Source organism: Flammeovirgaceae bacterium SG7u.111 (assembly GCA_034044135.1).
Lineage (GTDB): Bacteria > Bacteroidota > Bacteroidia > Cytophagales > Flammeovirgaceae.
In genome coordinates this window covers 2,454,099-2,476,010 of record CP139021.1, presented here as the reverse complement: position 1 = coordinate 2,476,010, position 21,912 = coordinate 2,454,099, and the positions used below count along the sequence as shown (strand labels likewise).

General features: G+C 40.8%; 19 protein-coding genes. 11 read left to right on the top strand and 8 right to left on the bottom strand.

The window, feature by feature from the left end:
- The first annotated feature begins 120 nt into the window (after positions 1-120).
- Complete coding sequence (locus R9C00_09665; protein WPO37717.1) at positions 121-942, top strand: hypothetical protein; 822 nt, start codon at positions 121-123, stop codon at positions 940-942.
- Positions 943-1,148: 206 nt separating this feature from the next.
- Here the strand turns inward: R9C00_09665 and R9C00_09660 are convergent, their stop codons facing one another.
- Positions 1,149-3,665, bottom strand: a complete 2,517-nt coding sequence (locus R9C00_09660) for a DUF5686 family protein (protein WPO37716.1) — start codon at positions 3,663-3,665, stop codon at positions 1,149-1,151.
- Positions 3,666-3,904: 239 nt separating this feature from the next.
- A complete protein-coding gene (locus tag R9C00_09655) occupies positions 3,905-4,315 on the bottom strand; it encodes a VOC family protein (protein WPO37715.1) in 411 nt (136 codons plus the stop codon).
- 231 nt (positions 4,316-4,546) lie between these two features.
- On the opposite strand from R9C00_09655, the gene R9C00_09650 reads away from it, so the two are divergent.
- Both R9C00_09650 and R9C00_09645 read left to right on the top strand, forming a co-directional pair.
- Entirely contained in the window at positions 4,547-5,263 is a 717-nt protein-coding gene (locus tag R9C00_09650; GenBank protein ID WPO37714.1) for a transposase, read from the top strand.
- Between the two features lie 25 nt (positions 5,264-5,288).
- Positions 5,289-5,423, top strand: coding sequence for a hypothetical protein (locus tag R9C00_09645; protein ID WPO37713.1), 135 nt, complete (start codon positions 5,289-5,291; stop codon positions 5,421-5,423).
- Positions 5,424-5,557: 134 nt separating this feature from the next.
- Here the strand turns inward: R9C00_09645 and R9C00_09640 are convergent, their stop codons facing one another.
- Positions 5,558-5,995 (bottom strand): hypothetical protein, encoded by a 438-nt coding sequence (locus R9C00_09640; protein ID WPO37712.1) that lies wholly within the window; start codon positions 5,993-5,995, stop codon positions 5,558-5,560.
- A 521-nt stretch (positions 5,996-6,516) separates the two neighbouring features.
- Between R9C00_09640 and R9C00_09635 the strand changes: the two genes are divergently transcribed.
- Positions 6,517-7,572, top strand: a complete 1,056-nt coding sequence (locus R9C00_09635) for a M20 family metallo-hydrolase (protein ID WPO37711.1) — start codon at positions 6,517-6,519, stop codon at positions 7,570-7,572.
- Here R9C00_09635 and R9C00_09630 read toward each other — a convergent pair.
- From R9C00_09630 to R9C00_09615, 4 genes are all read right to left on the bottom strand, one after another.
- Positions 7,569-10,142: a tetratricopeptide repeat protein gene (locus R9C00_09630; protein WPO37710.1), complete on the bottom strand. Its 2,574-nt coding sequence runs from the start codon at positions 10,140-10,142 to the stop codon at positions 7,569-7,571. The genes R9C00_09635 and R9C00_09630 overlap by 4 nt on opposite strands.
- 93 nt (positions 10,143-10,235) lie before the next feature.
- On the bottom strand, positions 10,236-10,796 hold the full coding sequence (locus R9C00_09625; GenBank protein ID WPO37709.1) for a hypothetical protein: 561 nt from the start codon (positions 10,794-10,796) through the stop codon (positions 10,236-10,238).
- A gap of 90 nt (positions 10,797-10,886) precedes the next feature.
- Entirely contained in the window at positions 10,887-11,495 is a 609-nt protein-coding gene (locus tag R9C00_09620) for a ribonuclease HII (GenBank protein ID WPO37708.1), read from the bottom strand.
- Positions 11,496-11,676: 181 nt separating this feature from the next.
- Positions 11,677-12,177 (bottom strand): biotin/lipoyl-containing protein, encoded by a 501-nt coding sequence (locus R9C00_09615; protein WPO37707.1) that lies wholly within the window; start codon positions 12,175-12,177, stop codon positions 11,677-11,679.
- Between the two features lie 203 nt (positions 12,178-12,380).
- On the opposite strand from R9C00_09615, the gene xseA reads away from it, so the two are divergent.
- The 7 genes from xseA to hisS all read left to right on the top strand — a co-directional run bounded on the left by xseA (position 12,381) and on the right by hisS (position 18,809).
- Positions 12,381-13,622, top strand: a complete 1,242-nt coding sequence (xseA, locus tag R9C00_09610; GenBank protein ID WPO37706.1) for an exodeoxyribonuclease VII large subunit — start codon at positions 12,381-12,383, stop codon at positions 13,620-13,622.
- Positions 13,603-13,806, top strand: coding sequence for an exodeoxyribonuclease VII small subunit (gene xseB / locus R9C00_09605; protein WPO37705.1), 204 nt, complete (start codon positions 13,603-13,605; stop codon positions 13,804-13,806). Before xseA ends, xseB begins: the two co-directional genes overlap by 20 nt.
- A gap of 233 nt (positions 13,807-14,039) precedes the next feature.
- Positions 14,040-14,645 carry a phospholipid scramblase-related protein gene (locus R9C00_09600; GenBank protein WPO37704.1) on the top strand — a complete coding sequence of 202 codons (606 nt, stop codon included), beginning with the start codon at positions 14,040-14,042 and terminating at the stop codon, positions 14,643-14,645.
- A gap of 56 nt (positions 14,646-14,701) precedes the next feature.
- Positions 14,702-14,920, top strand: a complete 219-nt coding sequence (locus R9C00_09595; GenBank protein ID WPO37703.1) for a cysteine-rich CWC family protein — start codon at positions 14,702-14,704, stop codon at positions 14,918-14,920.
- Positions 14,921-15,153: 233 nt separating this feature from the next.
- The gene (locus R9C00_09590; GenBank protein ID WPO37702.1) at positions 15,154-15,750 is read left to right on the top strand and encodes a hypothetical protein; all 597 of its coding nucleotides are present in this window, start codon (positions 15,154-15,156) and stop codon (positions 15,748-15,750) included.
- A 428-nt stretch (positions 15,751-16,178) separates the two neighbouring features.
- The gene (locus R9C00_09585) at positions 16,179-17,186 is read left to right on the top strand and encodes a transposase (GenBank protein ID WPO37701.1); all 1,008 of its coding nucleotides are present in this window, start codon (positions 16,179-16,181) and stop codon (positions 17,184-17,186) included.
- A gap of 261 nt (positions 17,187-17,447) precedes the next feature.
- Positions 17,448-18,809: a histidine--tRNA ligase gene (gene hisS / locus R9C00_09580; protein ID WPO37700.1), complete on the top strand. Its 1,362-nt coding sequence runs from the start codon at positions 17,448-17,450 to the stop codon at positions 18,807-18,809.
- 474 nt (positions 18,810-19,283) lie between these two features.
- Here the strand turns inward: hisS and R9C00_09575 are convergent, their stop codons facing one another.
- Entirely contained in the window at positions 19,284-21,587 is a 2,304-nt protein-coding gene (locus R9C00_09575) for a PAS domain S-box protein (protein ID WPO37699.1), read from the bottom strand.
- Positions 21,588-21,912: the final 325 nt, after the last annotated feature.

The following is a 21,912-nucleotide window of genomic DNA, read 5'->3' as shown; positions in this document are numbered from 1 at the left end:
GTCAATATACATATAAGCTACTAGTCCTGTCCTTTGTTTTGGAAAGATTCTGGGTTGCGAGTTTTTGTCTTTAAATTTGGCATTCTTTGAAAAGACAAGAATTACACATTCATAAAAACAATGAGAAAATTAGTTATAGATCGAATTAAATACGTTAAACATGGTTTTATTTACTTGGTCATATTGAGCTTAGCTAACTGCAATATGTTCCAAAATGAAGAAAAAGCTTATCATGACAATGGAAACCTATTATTTCGTGTTCCTTTGGAAGAGGGAAAAAGACATGGGACTCTATATCAATATTATGATGATAGGCAACTGCAACTAACTTCTAATTGGGTATATGGGGTAAAAGATGGATTATCAAAAGAGTTTTTTCCTAATGGTAATTTAAGGGTAGAAGGGATCTATAAAAATGATGTACCTATTGGCACTTTTAGAAAATACTTCAAAAACGGTAAACTTTCTGCAAAATTTAATTTCAACGAAAAAGGTCAATATGAAGGTTATTACTATGAATATTTCCCAGATGGAAAACTTCGAATTGAAATCTTGTATGATAAAGGAAAGGTTCTTTATTCAAAGCTATTAACGGAAAATGGAGACCTTGAAGGCAGTTTCTTAACCATTGAAGTTAAACCCCAGCCCGAAGTTGATGAATATATTGTTGGGGAAAGGTATAGCTTTGCAATTACGCTTGTCCATCCAGGGTTTGAAGATTCTTTTATAAGAGTAGAAGTTGGCGAATTAGATAAAGACAAGAATTTGGTTTCAACCGATTTTGAAGTTGTTTCCGATTCACTTACTGCCTTTTACGAGGTAATACCTCAAAAAGAAGGGAAGCAAAGCATTTCTGGATTTCTACAAGAAATGATAACTAAAGACAAGGAAGTAGTGGGCATGTATTCCTTTAATTTTGAATTTAATGCCATTAAAAAATAAGACTCATCGTTGTAGAACGACGGGGTCTTTTCCCAAGCCCCCCATCGATTGGTCACCTATCCTCAATAAGGCACTAAGTCTGAATAATAACATTATAAGTCGCCCAACGAACGTGAGTGATAAGAAACCAGCTCTGTTTCTAGTAGCTCTAGCGTCGTGGGCGTAAAAAAACGACCACGACGTTTCTCTGTCAAATAAAACCACGCCTACAACCTAAACTGTGTAGAGACTTTGATGGCGAAATGGCTGGTTTCCCTATCCAAATAATTGAGCCTATGCAGGAAGTCCACTCGGATAAGTCGGAAGATGTTTTCAATGCCGTAGCCTACTTCCATGTAGGGCTCTATGTCAAGGGCTTTGGTAGGTCTGGGAACTGGATTTCCTAACTCATCGGTTGAGGGGATGATATCGATATTATCTTGCCTTACGCTGCCCCAAAGCGCTTTTCCCTGCACAAATACCCGCCAGTTGAGCTTCCTCATGAGGGGAATACGGTTGAGCAACAACCCATCGAACCTATGGATTAGCCCCAATGAAGTGTATTTATCACTAACAAACTCAAAGTAGTCCATCATGTTAAAAGATGCCCCATTCAGAAAGATACTTTCGTTGCCCAAGTGGGTTTCGAGCAATGGATACGGCACGGAACTAGGGATATATCCCCCTGCCAAATCGTACTGCAGCCTACCCAATGCCCCAACTCGAAAAGACTGTGATATACTTCCATCGAAGCGGTGGTACCCAAAATCGCTGTTGAGCACGCCGTCCATTCCGTAGGTATAGCGGAGAGTAAGCACGGGCCGGTTGCCGTTACCAAGGCTAATCCGTTCATTGTCATTTTGGATAAAGGTCTCTCCTATCGCCAGTCGGGCTTCAAAAATCAGCTCGCTTACCGTATAAGAAGATTCCCTTACCAAGTCTGTTCCAGGTTTGTAATATTCAAACTTATATAAGGGCAAAAAGTCCCTGTGTCTAAACGTCAAGCGTTGCTGAAATCCTGGAAGTACTTCGGTGAGTACCCAAACCTTGTTCATGGGATGTAAAAAAGGTTGCCTCAACTTCCCGAAAGAGGTAAAAGCCGTAAACAATGCCGTATTGTTTAGGTTATCATTAAAAATCCCGACTTGGTTAATATCTTCCGAGCGAGAAATCCCCACAACTGTCCAAGGTTTCCGCGAGGCGATGTAGTTAAACTCTGCCTTGTATTTAAACTTCTTATCGGTAAAGCCATAGGCACCATACCCTTTTACAACAAATTTCCTGCTAAAACCAATATTGGTTTTCATTCCCATCTGTAACCTATGCCCCTCAATGTTGTTGTTGCTGTACACATACAGATAAGGACCTATATCTACCATCCCGACCTTCTGATATCCATTTATAGCCAAATTAGCAATATCCACGTAGGTCTTCACCGCTGGCAGGTTATTCATGGTGTCGATCATGTGGTACACATTCAATTCCGCCTCACTGAGCGGATCATGCCTTGCTTCGTTCCAGTAGGAATCATCGCTTACCAAAGCCATCTCATCCAACACAATCTCTTGGTCATAAAACTTAGCTTCCTTCGGTTGGTTCACTACAATATTCTCATTGGAAATATAGAATTTGGCAAGCATCCCAGCCCAGTCGTTCCTTACCTCCCCAATATCTATTATCACCCTCGTTTTGATAGGCAGCCATGCCTCCTCGTCCGATTCACCAAGTTCTTGCTGGATTTTTATTTTCTCCACAAAGTTCAGGTTCGCCTCTTTGCTTACTGTCACCTCAACCTGCTTTAGGGCATAATGGTTGAGCGAATCCGTAATCCACATGGTTCCGGTAAATGCCAAATCTTCTGGGCGCTTAGGCTCAAAGCTTATTTTATAGCAATTGACTCCCCCTACTTTTTCATCGAAGCTCAATAAATCATATTCGTAAAACAACTTCCAAGAATCGGAGATAGGGGAAACAAAATCCTTCTCTACAATGTTCATCCAATTTTTGTAGAAATTATACTCTTGGAAAGAAGAACCTAGAATTTGGGAAATGGTGCTGCCATCGGTCACTCCAATACCCGAAACCTTGGTTTTGAGGATGTCTTCACGCTTTCGCTGAGGGTTTTCTTTGTAGTAAACTTTAGAAATCGTTTCCGAGATAAATATGGGTAAGATAGGCTTACCATCTTCTCCTGCAAGCTGCTGAATACTGTCCAACACATTGGTAATTTTCTTCACCAATTTCTTCTCCCGAAACTTATCTGTGATATTATCTACGTCAACCTCTATTTTGGTGTAGCTATCGTATTCGTATGCCTCCAGTCGTTGTTTATCATTTCGAGGTTTGTTCTCAACCACATTACGGAGGATTTCCCAAGCAGGGTTTTCATAGCCATCCGAGCTAATTTCTACCGCCCTTAGTGTAGTGGCCGCTGCTATGAGCTGAAAGTTCACTTCTTGTACAGACTTTTGGGAAAGGGCTTTCAACTTGGTTTCATAACCAATGGAAGAAGCCGCCAAGCTGTCGGAAATAGTTGGGCTGACGAACTTATAATAACCCTCAAAATTGGTAGAAGTCCCTTTATTACTCCCAGGGAAATAGACATTTACAAAAGGCATTCCCTCACCGGTATCGCTATCCGTTACCTTTCCCGTGATAACATACTGCTGTCCGTTAGAAATAAAACTTCCAAAGCACAAAAAGAGCAGTAAAAATCTATATTTATAGTAAAGTATAATTTTCAAATTGGAGTGAATTAGGTTTGCAGGTTCATTAGTTTGTAATAACTAAAATTAGTCAGTTTAATAACAACTGAGTTTAACTTTTTGTCAGTGCTAGTCAAAAAATATTTTTGCTGATTTCATTTTCATAACCATTTGAAGACACACAAATGATTTTAAAAGAAGGAAAGCTTCTATGTGTGAGTTGTCTTCAATATAATCATCCTCAAAATTAGAAACAAGCAAAAAGAGTTGCCCAACTCTTATTTTTTTGAGAAAAAACTTTCCACATCTCCTACCAACGTAGTGATTTCCAACCTATACCCATCCAAATCTTCGAAATAAATAGAATGAAAAAAGTGATGGTCTTCCTCGTAAAAAGTGACACCATTATCATTTAAATGCTGCTTTGCTTCCTCAAATTTTGAACGTTGGACATTGAAGGCAAAGTGCGAGGTCTGGTAAAAATCTCCTTCGGGAATTTTCTTTGGCTCAACTGTTTTGGTGGGGAAAAGAGCTATTCCCGACTTTCCAGCAAACATCATAATGGGCATTCCACCCCATTCTTCTTTTTCATATCGTTCTAAACCAAGTACTTTCTCGTACCAGTCGGCTGAGCGGTGAATATCTTTTACCCTAATCGCAATGTGATCTAAATAGTCTAATTGAATCATGTTCTTTATGTTTTTATTGACACTTTCTAAGTACATGACAAAAATAAAGGACTGATCACCAAATTGTTATTTTTGAGTAACCACACTTAAAAACACAACAGATGAAAAAGCCCTTATAAAAGTAAAGAATTAACATTGGTTTTGGGGAAAGAATTGGGGGAAATAAAGCCCGGGTCACTTTATTAGCTATCTGGTCATATCGGTACTGAAGGTGCGCTACGTGAATTTCAAGTGTCTGGCGACAGGTTATCACAACGGGGCAATTCATCCCAAGCGGAGCGTATCGAGTTGCTGAACCGTTTCATGCGCCACTTTGGGGAGGACAACATCGACTACCTGACAGCCAACAGGGAGTTTATAGGACAGGACTGGCTAGCTTTTTTATGTGTGCACCAAATCCGTTTTTTTATCAGAGCCAGAAACAATATGCGTATCACTTTTGCCAATGGGGAAAAGGTAAAAGCTTCTTGGTTATTGATGTCACAGCCTTTGAACCAAGTGTATTTCCACCCTAAGATTGTTTACCTTGACAAGACGCTGATCTATCTCTCCGGTCTCAAATATGTTGGCCAAGACGGGAAAATAGATTACCTGGCCTTACTCTCTTTTGCCCCCGGCCACCTGAGCCTGGAGCTCTATAAGAACCGTTGGCAGATAGAGACCATGTTCAGGGCATTCAAATCGGCAGGCTTCAACCTTGGGGACACCCATATCAATGATTACCAGAGGCTGGACACCCTTGTCAAGGTCTTGGCAATCGCTTTTGCCTGGTCTTATAACGTGGGGATCTACTTGCACCAGTCTGTTAGGGAGATCCCCATCAAAAAACATGGCAGGAGGGCTGTCAGCTTTTTTACGTATGGCCTTGATACGCTCACCGAGGCCTTTTTGAATGCCATCGGGCCTGTTATTGACAAGGCCATTAGTTTATTTTTGTCATGTACTTAGAGGGCAAATAGAAAGATTATTGTAAATGATTAGCTCTATTAAAGAAGTCGTGAACTATTCGAAAAGTAAACTGGAATTAGTTTTGCACCCTGATCCATCTTTTGAGGTGATGGTTCCTGCCGAAAGGATCAGCAGTTTTAAAAAATGGATGAATAGTTAGAGGAAAGTACTGGATAGGACAAAAAGGAGTTATTCAGCAGGTATCAGATGTTGGTTGAACTGTTAAATCAGAGAGCAAGTAGTCGGATTATTTGGTAATTGAAAAATGAGTAATGTTGAAAGTATCATATCTTATTAGCTAAACCTTAAGAAAGCCATAGCTTCGTTTATATCTCCAAAAAAGCGCACCATTTTGTGCTTTGCCCTCCCCTGTTCTTCCTCTACCGTTTGCTCAAGTGATAGCTGAGTGATAAATACCCTGCTCACGATAAAAGCAACTGTTCTAAGACCGGCATTATAGGTAACAGGAAAAACCTTATCGTTTAGCCAAGCTTGCATTTTAGGGTTGATGGTAAATGAGCTCGTTCCCGTATTGAACAATAACTTGGAAGGGCGGTGTTTTTTCACCAAAGCAGCATATTTTAAAAACTCCTGCTTGAAAGTTTTGTCTGACATACTACAACTACGATCTAGCCATTGCATTTTCATTAGTTTTTCCTCTGGCATGAATTCTAGCCGGAGGTAATCGCTTTGATAGATCATTAGTGATAGCTCTTGAGTGTAGATGTTCATAACTGATTGGTAATTTAGAATTGCATTGTTGAAAGAGTTAGTGAAAAATTCATTTAACTAAATGTACTTAAATGAATGTATTAAATAGAAACATATTGCCCTTTTTAAATCAATTCGTTAACAAATATTTAGGATATTATAGAGTTTTACTTGTATTTTTCAACGAAGCCCAAGCAATTTGTTAACAAAATTTTTTGATAGAATATCGATTGCTTTAAGTCAACAACTATACCTATTATACCCAAAAAGATAAGAATTATTATATATTTTATAAAAACACTGCAATTATATTGGTTTCATTTTGCCAAAAACAAGGCATCCCCAATTTTAGGGAGTACCTCATCCCCTAACTTAGGCAAGCACAAATTGTAAGATTTTCCTAAAAAAACAACATTTTATAAACAAGTCAACCTCTTAAAGAAATGTTGTGGAAATGGAGTAAGATAGCAGGGCGAAGAAGATATTTTTGTAAGAATTTAAATCCAGACTACTACCTTTGACTCCCAAATTAGAAAGGAGATATGGAAGAGTTAAAAAAAGAAGTAATTGAGTTATTGAAGAAACTGATTGAAACCCCTTCTATCAGCAGGGATGAGTCTAAAACCGCCGACCTCATTGAGCAGTTTTTAACAACCAAAGGCTTTTTCCCTCAACGAAGCGGCAATAACGTCTGGGTCAGCCATTCTAATGGACAATCACTTCCTACCATTCTTCTTAACTCCCACCACGATACTGTCAAACCCAATCCGAAATGGGTTTCCGACCCGTTCCAAGCCAAGCTAGAAGGAGATACGCTAACAGGCTTAGGAAGCAACGATGCAGGTGGTCCGCTTATGGCACTCCTTGCCACTTTTATCCATTTGACCCAGACCGAACAAGCTTATAACCTCATTTTTGCCGCTACGGCCGAAGAGGAAGTATCAGGAAAAAATGGTGTAGAAAGTATCCTAACCGAACTTGGAGAAATACGCCTTGGCATTGTTGGAGAACCTACCCAATCGCAAATGGCTATAGCCGAAAAGGGGCTGATGGTAATTGATGGAGAGGCAATTGGCAAAGCTGGGCACGCTGCTCGCAACGAAGGAACCAATAGTATTTACCTTGCTATGGAAGACATTGCTTGGTTCAAAAACTACCGATTCCCAAAAATATCTGAAGTACTCGGTGAAATAAAAATGAGCGTAACCCAAATTGAAGCAGGTTCACAGCACAATGTGGTTCCAGCCAGTTGCAAGTTTGTGGTAGATGTACGTACTACGGAAACATACTCCAACCAAGAAGTTTTTGAAATCATCAAAGAAAATGTGAAATCAGAAGTAAAAGCCCGATCCTTCCGTTTGAACTCTTCTGGTATTTCACTCGATCATCCTATTGTGAAAAAAGGAACAGAGCTTGGCTTGAGTTATTATGGATCTCCCACCCTTTCCGACCAAGCTTTGATGCCTTTCACCACTATAAAAATGGGACCTGGCGATTCAGCCAGATCCCATACAGCGGAGGAGTATATCTTGCTTTCAGAAATCAAAAGTGGAATTGATTGGTATGTCAAACTTCTTGATGGATTAGAACTTGGCTAAACCTTAGCGCCAATTACTAAAATATCGTCAGTCTGCTTTTCTTTATCACCTTGCCAAGCTGCAAGGATTTCTTTTAAGATTTTTCCTTGTGCTTCCATAGGCTCGTCACATATTTCAAGCAATTTGGCTTTAAGCTGTTTGCCCATGAACTTCCGCCCCTCAGCCCCACCAAACTGGTCTTGGTAACCATCCGAGAACAGATAGAAACTTGTTGGGGCATCAATAGGTACTATGTGCTTAGTGAATTTCCTTTTGTCATGTTTTAGCTGCCCACCTATAGAAAGTCTGTCCCCTTTAATTTCAGTCAATTCTCCATTCTTTATATAAACCAAAGGGTTTTTAGCTCCTGCAAATTCAAGCTGCTTATTTGTTTTATCCACCACACATATCGACATATCCATACCTTCCCTATTATTCGTTTCGTACTGCCTTAGCGTGTTCCTCACCTCCACATGCAAGTTTTTCAAAATAAGCTCTGGCGATGTTATTCCCCTTATATTCAACACAATATTCACCATTTCGTGTGCCAAAATACTCATAATAGCACCTGGAACACCGTGCCCTGTACAATCAATAGCAATCACATAAGTTCGATCTTCTTTAGAGCTTACCCAATAAAAATCTCCTGATACAATATCCTTAGGCTGGAACAACACAAAGCTTTCTGGAAGTACTTTCTCTATAGTTGCCTGCTGTGGCAAAAGGGTTGACTGTATCCTACCTGCATAGGTCATACTCGCCAAAATATCATCGTTCTTTTTGGTGATTAATGCTTTTTGTCGTTCAATTTCCTCAACTGCATCAGAATTTATCAATGCGATGGTCGTATAAACTGCCATGTTTTTAAGGAAATTCAATTCGTATTCACCATAAACATTTTTCCTTTTGTTTTGAACAGTCAAAACTCCTATTGGCCTATCCTTCAAGGTAAGCGGAACATAAACAAGAGAATTTCTTTCCTCGGAATGATAGAACGCTGGTTTCTTGGGAATAAACTGCCGATATTCACTTTCTACATCTCCTATAAGTATAGCTTCTTGCTTTTCAAAACTCCATGTTGCCAAACTTGAAGAAGCATCAAACTCTTCTACTGAATTCACCAAAGTCTTATTTGTATCTTCTAAACCGAAAAAGGTCATATTATTGCTATCCTCATTATATAAGCCAATGGCAAATGAGGAAGAAACTGACAAATGATTAATACGCTCATAGACTGTTTTTACAATTCCTCCTATGGTCAGTTGTGAAGTAATTTCTTGACCTATTTTACTTAGTACCTCAATATTCTCAAGGTTTTTCTCAATTTGGTTTCGCTGTTCGGCTAGTGTTTCTGCCAAAGTTTCTAACTCAGAGTTTTTGGAATTGATCTCATCATTTTGCTCTTTCAGTTTCGAATTAGCCTTCTTCTTTAGCTCATTTTGCCTTTTCTGAACCACTACTAAGCCCGTCACCATACACAAGCTAGCCAACAACCCTACAATAAAGGTCATTCTCTGCTTCGACTCCTTTTCGCTAAGTTCTTTATCTTTATTGAGCAAATCTATCTCAGCTTGTTTCTTATCCAGCTCAAAACCAGATTGCATCGACGCTATTTTAGTCTGGGCACTTTCATCGTGCAGTTGCTTATCCAGATCCGTCATCGCTACTTGATACTCATAGGCTTGGGCATATTTATTCGTCTCTACCGAAAGTCTGATATAGAGTACATAAATATCAAGCAAAGTGGATTTAAAACCAGCATTTTTGGCTAACTCCAAGGATTCAGCTAATAATTTTTGACTGGAGCTGTATTTCTTTTGATCTAATAACGACTCCCCTAACAATGCAATAGTTTCGGAGATCCCCTTATTGTCTTCGGTTTCCTTATACAAGGTTAATGACTTTCTAAAAAACTTTTCTGCTTCCTTTGGGTCTCCTTTTTTAAGTTGAACTCGACCGATATCGCTCAATGAATAGGCAATGGTCGCTTTTACGCCTAGTTTTTCTCTAATCACCAGTGCTTTGTGAAAATACTCAAGCGCTTCATCGTATTTACCTTGCCTAAAGGAAACCCTTCCCGTACTATTTAGTACTCCAGATATTCCTTTTTCATCTTCCAACTTCTCATAAACAGCAAGTGCTTGGGCGTAATAGGCATGAGCTAGACTATCTTGTTTGTGCCTTCTGTGGAAAGAACCAAGGTAATAATAGTGCCTAGCAACACTTGTGTCATCTTCAATATCTTCAAAAGCTTTTATCGCCTTCAGCAGGTACTCCAATGCTTTTGTATCATTTCCTTGGTAGTAATACCCACTCTGAATCATTGAATAAGCATTTGCCTCACCTTCTTTGTAGCCAATTTCTTTTGAGAGTTTTAGCGCTTTAGTACCATTTACTATAGCCTCTATAGGTTTTACAAACTGATATCTATAGGAAAGTGTGTTGAGCAAATCGACCCGGTCTTTGCCTTCAAGCTCTTTTTCAAGCACCTGTTCAAGGCTGTCGATCACTTGTTGGGTTTGTGAGAAAGCAAAAGTTGGTAATAAGAAAGGAAAAAGTAAGATGAAAAAGCGTAAAGAAATGGTTTTCATTTTATAGGTAAAGCTAATTAGAGTACGTTACAGCGTATAACGGGCAAATCTGTTTTTTACTGTAATACAATCAGCTTTTTTTGAGCACCCAATCTATTCCAATTCCCCCGCTACCCTCAATTTTATATTCACCCTTGTTTTAATTTCGGTAGAAACAGAACTTCTCAAGTCAAACAGTGTTCTAATCCCTACATTTTCACTCAAAAACATTATGTCTTTTACATCATTCGGTTCGAGTTCTAACTCAAAACTACTGCCTACGGTAGAAATAATAGTATCCTGAAACCCAATAAGAATCTCATTTTCTAAATCATCGGCATCTAACAAATAGACCTCTACCCCTTGCAAAAAGCGAAGATTTGCACTTCCGCTCTCCACTGTCAAAATAATTTCATCAGACAATATTTGATTTACATCATCTCTCGAAATATTAAGTGTATCTACAAAAAAGTTGGTATCCTCCAAAATAGTATCTCCATATACGCTCAATATCGTATCAGCAGGAATAGTTTCACCTTCTGCACCGAAAGCAAAATCACCTTGCACGTCCGTTAAAATATTAATATTATCGAACTCTTTTTGCATACAACCCGCAACTATTGAGAGCAATAGCGCACCAACCAACACCTGTTTTATTTTGATATTTTTAAGCATAGAAAATAAATCGTTGAACCTAAAAATGGACAACTAGCCCACTTACAAGGGCAAATTTCCACAAAAAAAATGAGTCTTTATCAGGTATTTTTATTTTTTCCCAAAAGGCACCTCCAGCTGCTCGGGCAAGAGCTTGAACGACATTCGGTGGAAAGGAGTCGTGCCCAATTGCCTTATTCCTTCCCTATGCGCCTTGGTTGGGTAGCCAGCGTTTTTTTCCCAGCCGTACCCTGGGTATTCCTTGGCAAGCTTTTCCATCAAATCATCCCGATGGGTTTTAGCCAAAATAGACGCTGCCGCTATCGAAGCATATTTCCCATCGCCTTTTACTATGCAAAAATGCTTCACCGACTGGTAAGGAATAAAGCGATTACCATCTATCAGCAATCGATTAGGACGAGTTTTCAATTGGTCAATAGCCCGATGCATGGCCACAAAAGACCCTTTCAGGATATTTATTTCATCAATTTCTTCATTGCTCACTTCCGCCACTGCCCAAGCCAGCGCATGCTCTTTGATTTCTTCCCTCAGCGACTCACGAAGGCTTTTAGTTATTTTTTTCGAATCGTTAAGCAGTTCGTTTTCGTAGTTTTCGGGCAAAATAACAGCCGCTGCCACTACGGGTCCAGCTAAACATCCTCTCCCCGCTTCGTCGCATCCGGCCTCTATCCCACCAATTTCGTAATAACTTTTTAGCATTCTTTTCTTGTTTTATTCAAGTCACGCATTCTGGCACCAATCATTAACAAGGCTCGGTTAACCATAAATTTTTGGTATGCAATATCTGATAAAGGTAAATATTGCGCAACTTTAGTTATCTAGTAAAAAAGAGCCAAGGCATGCCTTGGCTCTACATCAGCTTTTTTTTTGATAAACAGCATTATTCAAAATGAATTAGCACGTGCTTCTTCTCTACATTGTCGCCTTTCCCCACGCTGACCGATTTTACCACCCCATCAACAGGTGATTTCAGCACATTCTCCATTTTCATCGCCTCCAAAACTATCAATTTATCTCCAATTTTCACTTCTGAACCTTCTTCTACGCACACTTCCATAATCAGCCCTGGCATAGGCGCCACCAATTCGGAAACTACTTTGTTGCTCCCCTGAGCCATACCCAAGTTCTCCAGCAACAAATCAAGCTTGTCTTTTGCGACAACGGTCAGCGTTTTGCCATTTATCTTCAAAACAAATTCTTTGCTTTGGAGATCTTTTTCCACAATTTCCAAGTTGAAAGATTGCCCCTCGCTAATCACATGATAATGTCGCTCATTAATTTTGGACAAGTCCCAGTCCAACTTTTTTCCATTCAAAAAAACCTCTCCTTCCTTTTTTTCGAGCTCAAAAACATGCCCTTCGGCTACGGTTATTTGTAACATGGTTCATCAGTTTAAATACAAAAAATAAGATCGACCATACCTTCTCAAAACCAGCATACTGTTCCTCCTGTTTTTAAAAAGCATAAGCCTACAAGATTAACTATGCCCAAACTAAAGAGTTTGAGCGGGTTGAGAAACCATATTTGAATTATGGTTGAGCATGAATCCCATTTTACCTAACTTCGCCACAAATTGAAACTAATTTGAAACATTTTACCCTACTCCAGCTCAACAAAAGCATCCAAAAACTGATTGTCGATATCAATCGGCAATTTTGGATTAGCGCCGAACTTGCCCAGGCACAGGTGGGTACTCATGCTTATTTGGAACTGGTGCAAAAAGAAGACGAGCGCATCGTTGCCAAAGCTCGTGCGAACATTTGGGGAAGCAAACTCGCACAGCTTCATGCCGAGCACGGCGCAGGGCTAGAAGTGCTGCTTTCGGCAGGGAGCAAAGTGCTTATTTTGGTGGAAGTCACTTACCACGAAGTACATGGTTTGTCCCTCAATGTGCAGGATATCAACCCTGCTTATACCATTGGCGAGCTAGAACTAAAGCGGAGGGAAACCATCTGGCAGTTGATAGACAACGAACTGATGGACAAGCAGCAAGGGTTACCTTTGCCCTTAGTTGCCCAGCGGATTGCGGTCGTCTCTTCACCAACAGCAGCGGGCTATTCCGATTTTCTGAACCAGCTCCACCAAAACCCTTACGGCTACAAATTCCAACTAGAAACGTTCCAAGCTTCGGTGCAAGGCGAGCGGGCTGAGCAAGAAATCATCATTGCTCTCAAACGCATTGACCCAAGTAGATTTGATGCTGTGGCACTGATCCGTGGCGGAGGCGCAAGGCTCGACTTGGAAGTATTCAACAGCTATGCCCTTTCAGAAACCATCGCCAATTTGGAACTTCCTGTATTCACAGGCATCGGCCATCACCGCGATGAAAGCGTCTGCGATATGGTAGCCCGACAGCAGCTCAAAACCCCCACTGCGGTGGCGGAGTTTTTCGTGCAGTTGTGCATCAACTTTGAGTCCCAACTCCAACTTGGATTTGAAAACATCGCAGCCCTCACCAAAGATCTGCTCAACACCGAATCGAGGATGCTCGACAGTGCCAGCTTCCAGCTGCAAAGCGGTGTGCTGCAATTGCTGTACATGCAAAAGGTAGCTTTGGGAGAAATAAAAATGAAAACTGCCCAGCAAGCACAATTACTTTTGGAAAGAGAAAAGGTGCGAATAAAAAGCCTTGGGCAGGAAATCCACCACCTCAACCCCGAAAACATTTTGAAAAGAGGCTACTCCATTAGCTATGTAAACGGGAAGCCTGTAAAGACCGCAAGCGAGCTAAAAAAAGGCGAGGAACTCACCACCCTTACCCATCAATTTGAAATAAAAAGTACCATCGATAAAGTAGAAAAAAGAGATGAGCAAAAAGAAAACTGAACCGACCTACAGCGAAGCACTGGAAGAGCTCAACGACATCCAAGAAGCATTAGAGAACAATGAGATACCCATAGACCAACTCACCGAAAAAGTGAAGCGGGCGGGATTCCTCCTCACCTACTGCCAAAACAAGCTGAGGGAAACCGAGGACGAAGTAAATAAAACCCTAAAGGGAGGGGAGTAATTTGCTTTGAGTACTTCTCCGTAAATGACAACAGCACTTAATTCTTTAAGTCCAACTTCCTATTCTAATGTTTTTTACCTGTTACGAGTTACAGGTTTCTAACGGTTCGCCGCTGCGATTGCAAGTTTTTTGTGTATTGAGTTAAAAGTATCACCTATACAACAATCTTAGAACAAGCAAAGGGTTTTATTTACAACGCATTTTTTTTAAACCTTTACTTAAAACTCACAAACATGAATGCAACATTAGAATCAAACTCGATTCTCGAAAGAAACCTCTTTTTCGTAAAAGAACATGTGGGAATGTTCAAAGCATCGAACAATTACGATGTTTTTGATCCCGAAACCCAAGAGCTTCTCATGACTTGCCGCGAACCCGGCTTGGGCTTTTTCACCAAAATCTTACGATTCACCGACTACAAACGAATGACACCCTTTGAAGTGGAGGTCAGAGCTAGTTCTGGAGAAAAAATATTGACTGTGAAACGTGGCATTTCCTTGTTCCTATCTACCGTTCAAGTGTTTGATAAAGACGACCAGTTGGTAGGGAAATTCAAACAAAAGTTTTTCTCCATAGGCGGAAAGTTCAACGTGCTCGATCCTGAGGATAATATCTTTTGTACCCTGAAAGGAAAATGGACAAGCTGGGATTTCAAGTTTGTGAAAGACGATGTTGAATTTGCCCATGTGAGCAAAAAATGGGCAGGACTTGGCAAAGAACTCTTCACCACCGCCGATAACTACATGCTCCAAATCGACGAGAAAGTACCAAGTGATCATCCGTTGAGACTATTGATCCTTGCCGCAGTCTTCTGTATCGACATGGTATTGAAAGAGTAATAAAATATACGGGGAGATATGAACTTTCATGTCTCCCTTACCCTACTTTTGCCCCTATGGAACTAGTAGCAAAACACAAAACCTGCCCCCGTTGCCACAAAGAATTTCTTTGCAACCCTCCCGACATTGCCCATTGCCAATGCGCCTCCGCCAAGCTCACTCCTGAAGAAAGAGAATATGTTACTGCCCAAAACAGAGCAAACGGCATCACCGATTGCCTCTGCATCAACTGCCTACTAGAAATGAAACAAGAGTTTGGAGAGAATGAGGATTGAGTTTTTTCTGCTGAGAATATCACTTCCCGCTTCCGCCATTCCGAGTCATTCTCACGAAAGTGGGAATCTCCAACCTACTATTCCGCAAAGGCTTGCTGCTCCGTGAAAAAGGAAAGTTCCGCAATGCTTGCTGGTATTTAGGAAGGAGATCCCGTATCAGGGTTTTATTCCTCCAGATCGTATTTCTGAAAATTTAATTAGAAAAGAACAAGGACTAAAAGAAAGGGCAGCTTATGAGTACTATCCAAATAGAAGTAACTAAAGTAGTTACATTGATAAGTATTTTATTTTTAATGGTTAATTGTCATGATGAGCATATAAAGAGTCATAACAACAATAAAGAATATGTAGATAGCTTAACGCATTTGATAGTTAATGTGGTAGATGTTGCAATAGAAAATGGTACTAGCAACATTAAAATAGATGTTGAAAATATATCAAATGAAGACTATTTGATGGTTTATTCATTTAAAGGCGATTTAGACCAAAGAGAATTCCCAGCTATTATCAAAGAAAACAACAGTATTACAATAGAGTATTTTCCTTTTTCTAGTAAGATTATAGATGCTTTTATTAAGGAGCATGAGGGTGAGTACTCTCCTCCGATACATAATGATGACATGGGGTTACAATTATTCCGTAGTAATCAGAAGAGAAGTGTGACATTCAATATAGAATTCGATAGTAATAATATTAATACTAGAAAGCTGATTTTATATTTTGCAAAACCTCCTGTAGAGGCTTTTAAAAAACATGAACTTCACTATATAACACCTTCTAAGAATATGATGGAACTATTTAGCTTTAACAAAAAAGAAGTGTTCTTTTAACCCTACTACTCTTATGGTTCAACCAAACAAGGGTAGCAATTGAAAACAAGAATGTAACCATCGAAACGCACCGTCAACTTTTTGGCGGGGCGTTTTGGTTTTTGGGGTTATAAAGCTTTGCTGCTCTAAAAAGAGTAACGGCGTTAGTTCGGGCGCAAGAAACGATGGGGTCGCTCCCACCTTAGATTAGTACTCTTGTATTATTCGAAGAATTGTATTTACTTGAACATAGTGAGATATTTCTTTTGGTTAAGAAGGGGGACGGGCGACCTATGTCGCTTCTTGAACAAGATTCATGTCGCTCCTCAGTGCCTGTCCTCCCTCCTGGCCCGAGACCTGTATAAGAGTTTGTCACCGTTAAGGTTATTAGGATACGGCCCAGGTTCTTAACCTCCAGATTTTTGTCCAACATAAAAATACGGATAACCATGGGATTTAAAAACTTTATCGGCATCGATATCAGCAAAGAGACCATCGACCTTGCCCTCTTGACCGGGCACGGCGAGCTTGTCAACCTCAAATGGGACAACGACAGGGATGCCCTGTCAAAGGGGCTGAAGGGTTTGTTCAAAGTGCACGGGCTTGAAGAAGGGGATACCTTGCTATGTGCCGAGCATACGGGGCAGTTCGGCAACAAGCTGGTGGACACCTGTCTCTGCCTAGGGCTTTGCCTCTGGATGGAACCGGCCTATGCCATCCTCCGCTCGCAAGGCCTGACAAGGGGAAAGGACGACAGGGCAGATGCCATAAGGATCGCCCAATATGCCAAGCGTTTTTCCGATAGGGCAAAGCTATCCGAGCCTACGCCCAAGACTATCAAGGTGTTAAAGTTGCTTTCCGCCGAGCGGGAGCTGGCCGTGCGTGACCTGTCGAAATATAGGGGGCAGCTAAAACAAGAAGAAGGGTTTCTCGACAAAGGGTATTTCAAGGAAAAAGAAAAGAGGGTAAAGGGTATCATCGCCGCTTATAAAAAAACGATCGATGAGATAGAGGAACAGATGGGGCAGCTCATAGAAGACGACCCGGGCATCAAGGGGAATTTCGATAAGATCGTCTCCGTGGAGGGCGTGGGCATGCAGACCGCCATCGCCACCATCGTGGCCACGGAAAATTTCCGGAAGTTCGATGACCCCAAGAAGTTTGTCTGCCATATCGGCTGTGCGCCGTTCAGGTATGTGTCGGGCAGCAGCATCCGTTCACGCAACAAGGTCTCGTACAAGGCAAACAAAGAGCTCAAGAAAATATTCCACATGGCAGCCCTGTCTACCCTCAACACGACAGGGGAGCTCAGGAAATATTATGACCGAAAAGTCGCAGAAGGGAAAAACAAGATGTCGGTACTCAACGCTATCAGGTCAAAGCTTGTCCATAGAATTTTTGCCGTCATAAAGCAAGATAGAAAATATGAAAAAAATTATACCCATACCCTTGCATAAACCATAAGAGTAGCGCCCCCATCGCTCAGAATTGGGGCTTTTTGTTGTACCTGCTGCAAGTGAAAGCCAAGAGAATCCATCGAAACGCCTCTCTGCTCTTATGATTTAGGCTACCTCCGGAGGTACTACTGAAATTATACGCCAAAAGAAGTACCTAAGAATTTTGAAGGTACATTTTCAAACAGCTTCTCAATCTAAGCCACTAAATTATTACCTTTGCGCTTTGTATTGAAAAAGTAACATTTAAAGCAGAAAAGGAAGATGGGAAAATTGGGCACTCCGAGTGGAACTAGGGATTTTGGACCGAGCCAAATGGCAAAAAGGAATTTCATTTTTGAATCGATCAGTACTGTATTCAAAAAATATGGCTTCCGCCAGTTGGAAACTCCTGCGTTTGAAAACCTTTCGGTGTTGATGGGAAAATACGGGGAAGAGGGCGACAAGCTTTTATTTAAGATATTAAATTCTGGAGATTTCTTGAAGAAGACCTCAGCTCAAGACTACGAAGCGGGAGCGCAACAGATGCTCTCCAAAGTAAGTGACCGTGGGCTAAAATATGACCTTACCGTGCCTTTTGCCCGCTACGTGGTGCAAAACCGTGGCGAACTTACCTTCCCTTTCAAGCGCTACCAAATCCAGCCTGTTTGGAGGGCCGACCGCCCTCAGCGTGGCCGCTACCGTGAATTCTACCAATGCGATGCGGATGTGATCGGAACAAATTCTTTGATCTGCGAGGCGGAAATCATTGCCATGATCCAAGAGGTATTTTCCAAACTGAAAGTAGAAGGCTACACCCTAAAGCTCAACAACCGAAAAATATTGGCAGGCATAGCCGAGGCAGTAGGCGCACATGGCAAAGAAACCGACCTTTGCGTTGCCATAGACAAGCTCGATAAAATTGGACAGGAAAAAGTTAATATAGAATTGGCAGAACGTGGCTTTAGCCAAGAAGCTATTGCAGGCCTTGCCCCTATCTTGGGACTTACAGGAAATACTTCCGAAAAGCTCCAACAACTGAAAACAGCTTTGGCAAGTTCTGAAACGGGTATGGCAGGTGTAGAAGAAGTGGAGAAAGTATTTTCCTATGCCAAAACCATGGGATTGCAAACCGACAACATTGAGTTGGACATAAGTTTGGCTCGTGGCCTTAACTACTACACTGGAGCTATTTTCGAGGTGAAAGCTCCTGAAGGCGTGCAAATAGGCAGCATCTCTGGCGGTGGCCGCTACGATGACCTCACGGGTGTTTTCGGCTTCAAAGATATGTCCGGAGTGGGAATCTCTTTCGGAATAGACCGCATCTACGATGTGATGGAAGAGCTGGATTTGTTCCCCGAAGATTCTCAAAAAGGTGTAGAGGTGATGTTCGTAAACTTCGATGCCAACTGCGAAGCGTATTGCCTACCCTTGCTCCAACAACTAAGGGCGAAAGGCGTAGAAGCTGAGATTTTCCCAGACTCAGCCAAGATGAAAAAGCAAATGAACTACGCCAACAAAAACAACATCCAGTATGTGGTATTGGCTGGCGACAACGAAATAAACGAAGGGAAAGTCACCCTCAAAAACATGGAAACGGGCGATCAGCAGCTGATTTCAAAAGACCTACTGCCCGACCAGTTCTAAACCGCCGTAGGTGTTGCAGAATTTTTGCGATGATTTAGGTTTCTGCAACCCCATACGGGGTTGGTTTCTATTTGAATTCACATTTCTACAATAATGGAACCCCTCACGAGATTCTTTACCCTAAACCCTTGAAAGACTATCTCAAGTTACTTGTCCTACACGGCGATAAAACGTTAAAACTGACCCTAAGTTAGCATGTCAGTTCAGGGAAAATCAAAAAAGGGAAAACGAACTTGGTATAGAGAATAGTTTTTTCAGAGTTCTATTCCAAGCTTACCGAAGGGAAGGATGGACACCAAGAGGAAGCTGAACTTGAACCTTTGCTAAAGGACAGCAAGCTTACCTTTCAGGTAGATTTAAACCATCAATTTGGAAAGCACTGGGGAATAAAAGCAATGTACGAGTTCAATTACAGAAAAGGGATACGAAAAAACATTGAAATTCACAAAGTGGAAATTGAGGTTTCCTACTCACTCAGACATTAGCATGGATAGGTATTTCAAACCAAAAAGCAGCCCCGCCAAGTTCAGAATCGGTTACCCCAATCTTTCCATCGTGTGCTTCTATCGCCATTTTGCAAAAAGTAAGCCCTAGGCCTGTAGACCTAAGCGTCCTTGGCGCATCGGTATTGAGTTTCACAAATTTATCAAACACCTTGTGTTGAAACTCTTTTGGTATGCCAGGTCCATTATCTTCAACGGCTACTTTCAGCACTTCTTTTTCAACTTTAAACGCTTTCATTACAATAACTCCTTTCATAAGCGTAAACTTAGCCGCATTAGAGATTAAATTGACCAACACTCTCATAATGAAATCATGATCAGCTTCTACTTGCAAGCTAATGTCCAGTTCTAGCTTGACCTGAATCTCTTTTCTTCCAAGCAACCATTCGAGTTGCTCCAAGGCCTGCTCAAATGCTTCTGTTATGGCAAAAGTACTTTTAGCGAGTTTTACTTCCGCTTCTTCAAACTGCTGTACTTCCAATATATTCAAAACCATATTGTACATCTGCCGGGCAGAATGCTCCACGTTGGGTATCTGAGCCAAGTTAATGATCTGGCTCAAAGGGTTTTTAAGATCATGGACAATCATACGAGTCAAACCATTCTTAAACTCACCTAGCTCCTGCATTTTTTCATTGATCGACCTTAACTCCACGTTATATTGCTGTAATTCTTCGTGTGCACTTCGAAGTGCATCATCATTGAGTTTACTCTCCGTAATATCTTGGAAACTCGAAACTGCTCCGTATTGCTTCCCATCTTCATCAAACAAAGGCGATGCATTTACCGATACCCAACAGATGTAACCATTATTAACGATCAAACCGAATTCACTCCCTTTTACCTCCTCACCTTGCAGCGCCATAAAAATAGGAGTATCCTCCTTATTGATTTGTTTCCCATCTCTACTTACCCTTTGCCATAACCCAATGTCATAATTTTTTTGGAGAACCATTTCCTCTTCAACCCCCAGCATCTCACATGCCTTCGGGTTCACAAACACCACTGTCCCATGGAGGTCGACCTCCATCACTCCACTAGCCATTGAATGAAGTGTATTGTGGAACTTCCTCATACTTTCTTTGAGCGCAAGTTCAGTTCGTTTCAAATAATCGATATCCATGTGTGTACCGATCATTCGTCGGGGTTCTCCCTCGTCCGTCCATTCAATTACCTTCCCTCTTGCCAATACCCACTTATAGTCACCGTTCTTGCACCTCATTCGGTATTCTTGTTGGTACGTTAACCCCTCCCCTCCTTTCAAAAAAGAGGCAACTGACTCACGGATAGGCTCTAGCTCATCGGGGTGCATCAATCTCTCCCATTCACTTATCTGGTTTTTTACTTCCTTTTCCTCATAGCCCAACATTTCTTTGTACTTCCTAGAAAAAAACACCGTGTAATCAATCAAGTTAATATCATATACTCCCTGCTCACTTCCTTCAAGTGCAAACTGCCACCGCGCTTCGCTATCAGCCAATGCTCTTTCAGCATTTTTTCTTTCTGAAATATCCCTCATGGCCGCCACTCTGACTTTTTCGCCATGATGATAAACAAACCTAGACTCTACTTCTATGGGGATTATTTTACCACTTTTGTGGATTATTTCTATTTCATAAGGATGGGCATAATCTCTTAGCATGCGTTCTTTTACTACTTCTCTTGAGTTTGGGGTAATAATATCTTCCACGGGGTTCATCCTCATCAATTCCTCTTTACTAAATCCAGTAAGTTTAATAGCAGCATTATTGATGTCAATTATTTTCCCATTGTTATGGATCATGATTGTTTCAAAGGCAAGAGAAGAAAGAAGCCTATACCTATTTTCACTTTCTATAAATGCTGTTTTTGCCCCTACCTCCTCAGTTACATTCAATACATTCCCACTAAATCCAGTGCACATTCCTCCATCACCAAAGCTTGGTGATAAATTTATACGCCAAAAGCCAGTCGTGTTCTTCACCTCCCATCGCATCTCAAAAGTAGCTCTCCTACCTTCTTCAAATGCCGTCGCTACATTTTCCAACAAACAAGGTGTGCAAAAAAAAGAATTACGGTAATAGACAAGGTCTTCGTCTTGAAAAAAGCCAATTTGACTTACGATGTTCCTCTTAAAATTTGGGCTCAGGTAAGTCAGTATAAAGTCATTATCCTCAGTGCTTTGCAACACAAAAAACAATAATTCAGAATCCTGTATTACCGACTCTAGCTGTTTTAAAATATTATTTTCAATAGCTGTATATTGCAGCTCTCCTGTACCAGCATCTATTTTCATGCTATTTTTATCAACTATGATAATGACAACTTTTCATTTGGAAATACATCAAACCAATTATGCATCGAACATATCCTTTTTAAAAGGAATTTGGTTCAACTACAGTTAGTACATTATGTTCAAAAGCGTTCCCTTTGTTGAGAACAATCGACACACAGCATACAAAAACTTTTTATGGCAAACTACGGATAATAAGCATTAAAAATACAAACATTGTTTTAAATAACCAAAGAAACTATGCTAATAAACTGATTATTCAAAACAGTTTAATTCAGATTGAGTTACAGTGAATTTTGAGGAAAATTATGTCTAAAAATTTGCTCAA